The sequence below is a fragment of the Streptomyces sp. SID9727 genome, from assembly GCF_010550605.1.
Lineage (GTDB): Bacteria > Actinomycetota > Actinomycetes > Streptomycetales > Streptomycetaceae > Streptomyces.
This window is the reverse complement of record NZ_JAAGNI010000166.1, coordinates 1-3044: the sequence shown is the minus strand read 5'-3', so window position 1 is coordinate 3044 and position 3044 is coordinate 1. Positions and strand designations below refer to the sequence as shown.

1 protein-coding gene and 1 pseudogene are annotated in these 3044 nt (G+C 76.9%); both read left to right on the top strand.

The window, feature by feature from the left end; genetic code table 11:
• Window positions 1–1818: FtsX-like permease family protein (locus G3I41_RS11160; protein ID WP_164400045.1), on the top strand; the 1818-nt coding region annotated here is incomplete at its 5' end.
• A gap of 1 nt (window position 1819) precedes the next feature.
• Window positions 1820–3044, top strand: a pseudogene (locus tag G3I41_RS11155) (ABC transporter permease); the annotation flags it as partial.

The following is a 3044-nucleotide window of genomic DNA, read 5'->3' as shown; positions in this document are numbered from 1 at the left end:
GCCAGGCTCGCGGAGCGGCGCGCGTCCGGCGGGCGGGGGCTGACGACCGCGCTGGCGGGCTGGCAGTTCAGCCGCCGGCCGCTGCGGGGCGCGGGGCCCGTGCTGCTGCTGGTCCTCTCCGCGGCGATGGGCATGCTGGCGATCGGGCAGAGCGCGTCGTGGAACCGCTCGCAGAGCGACCAGGCCGACTTCAGGTCCGGCGCCTCGGTCCGCGTCACCGGTGCCCTCAACACGGACCCGGCGAAGGCGCCCGCGTACGGGCAGCTGCCGGGCGTACGCGCGGCGGCGCCCGCCTTCCGTACGACGGTGGGGCTCTCCGGCGAGCGGACGGCCGAGATCCTGGCCCTGGACACCGCGCACGCCGACGAGCGGATGCTGATGCGCGACGACCTGGGGGACGGCCCGGTGGCGGGGCTCTTCGACACGCTGGCCCCGCCGAAGGCGGCCCGCGCCGGACTGCCGCTGCCGGAGCGAAGCACCCGTCTCCACTTCGACGTGCGGATATCCGCCGACGACGCCCCCGGGAAGGCTTCGCCGTCCGGCATGACCCCCCGGGTTTCCGTCCTCCTGGAGGACCGCTACGGCCTGCCCTACCAGACCGTCGCCGGGTCCGTCCCGGTCGACGGGAAGGCGCACCCGCTCTCCGTCGCCGTGTCGGCCGCCGGCGGGTTCGCCCTCACCGGGATCGAGCTGAGCGGCAAGGAACCCGTGGGCCACGCGGAAGCGCACCGGCTGGCCGTGAGCGCGCTGCGGACCACGGCCGCCGACGGCACCGAGCGGCCCGTCCCGGTCCCCGAGGGCTTCCGCTGGCGGGGCGAGCAGACCGAGGACTCCCTCCTCGCCGAGCCGAAGCCGGGCGTGGCGCTGACCCCCGCCGCGTCGGCCGCGACCCCCCTCTCCGTCGGCTACTCCACCGGATCGGTCACCGCCGAGGAAGCGGCGTACTCGGGCGCCGCGGTCGGTGTACGGCTCACCGCGGCCCGCCCCGAGGCACCGGGCCTGAACGCCGTGGCCACGGACGCGTACCTCAGGGCGACCGGGGCGAAGCCGGGCCAGAAGATCGACGTGACCCTGGCCGGCGAGACGGTCCGGGTCACGATCACCCGCGCCGTGCACCGGCTGCCCACCACGGGGCCCGGTTCCGCCGCGGCCCCGACCGAGTCCCAGCGGGCCGGGGACGGCGGGGCACTCCTGCTGGACCTGCGCTCCCTCGCCCAGGTCTTCGCCGACCGCCCGGCCGCCCGGCTGACCGCCATGGAGTGGTGGCTGAGCACCGAGCCCGGCCGGACGGCGCAGGTGGCCGCCGCGCTGCGCGCGCAGCCGGACACCGACCCCGCCCAGGTCCAGGTGCGCGACGAGATCGCCGACGAGCTGGTCACCGACCCGCTGGGGGCGGGCCCGCAGTCGGCGCTGCTCGCCGTCGCGGTGATCGCCGCCGCGCTGGCCGCGGTCGGCTTCGCGGTGGCCGCGGTCGGCTCGCAGCGGGAACGTTCCGCCGAGTTCGCCGTGCTGCGCGCGCTGGGCACCCCGCGCCGCCAGCTGGCCCGGATGACCGCCGCCGAGCAAGGCGTCCTGATCGCGATCGCGCTGCTGGTCGGGGCCCTGCTCGGGGCCCTGCTGACCCGGGCGGTCGTGCCGTTGATCGTGCTGACCGGGCAGGCGGCCCAGCCGGTACCGCCGGTCCTGGTGCAGCTGCCGCCCGGACAGGTCGCCGCGCTGCTGGCCGGAGTCGCCGCGCTGCCCCTGCTCATCGTCGCCGTCCTGGCCCTCCGCCGCGCCGACCCCGCGATCTCGCTGCGCACCCAGGGGGACAACTGACATGAGTGCCCGCCCCGCGACCCCCTGCGCCCCCTGGGTGCGCACCCGGCTGCGCACGGCACCCGGCGCCGCCTGCGCGTTCGCGCTGCTGGTGCTGGTGACCGCGTTCCTCGCCGCAGCCTTCCCCCGCTCCGTCGACTCGTACGAGACGAAGGGGCTGCGCCACGATCTCGGCGCGGCGGCCCCGGCGCGCGGCGTGCTGGAGCTGAAGGGACCCCAGCCGGGCCTGGAGCTGGGGGCGGCGGTGCGCGAGGCCGCGGTGCGCGGGGACACGATGGCCTCCGTCAACGGGCAGGTCGTGAAGCGGCTTCCCGCTCCGCTGCGCGCCGACTCCGCCGAGTCGGCGTACGGAGTCCGCACCTCGACGCCGATCGCCGCCCGCGAACCGTGGCTCCCGCGCCCGTTCGGCCTGGACCCGACACTGTCGTACGTCGCCCAGGCCGGTCTCTCCGGCCACGCCACCCTGCGCACCGGCAGCTGGCCGGCCACGTCCGGCAAGGTGACGCTGGCCACCCGGGAGGTCGAGGCCGCCGTCACCGAGGAGACCGCGAAGGCGCTGCGGATCAAGGCGGGCGCCACCATCGCCGTCCCCACCCAGGGCGACGACACCCTGACCGTACGGATCACCGGCATCGTGGCCCCCAAGAACCCGCGGGGCTCCTACTGGTCGGTCGAACCGCTGCTGCGGACGCCCTCGCTGGTGGCCAAGCCCAGCAAGGACACCCCCCGCTACTACTGGATCGCGGCCCTGCTGCTGCCGCCGGACGCCGCGCCCGCCCTCCTCTCCACCGCCGGGCAACCCGAGCGGTACTGGCGGATCGCGCCGGACGTGTCGCGGCTCACCGCGCTGGACGCGCCGGGGCTCCGGACCTCGGTGGCCTCGCTGGAGGGCGGTCCGGGGCTGCTGGCCATGCGCGACGTGGCCGGGGCCACGGTGAGCATGGCGACGGACCTGGACGAGGTCCTGACGGCGTACGACGGGATGCGGTCCGCGATCCAGCCGGTCGTCACCGTCGCCGCCGTGGGCATCGGCGCGGTCGCCGTCGTCGTCCTCCTGATGACGGGCGGGCTCCTGGCCGGCCGCAGACACGCCGAACTCGCCCTGCTGCGGGCCCGGGGCGGCTCCCTGCGGGGCATCGGGGGCCGGCTCCTCGCCGAGACCGCGGTCACCGCCGTGCCCGCCGGGGCGCTCGGCCTGCTGCTCGCCGTGCTCACCGTGGGCGAGG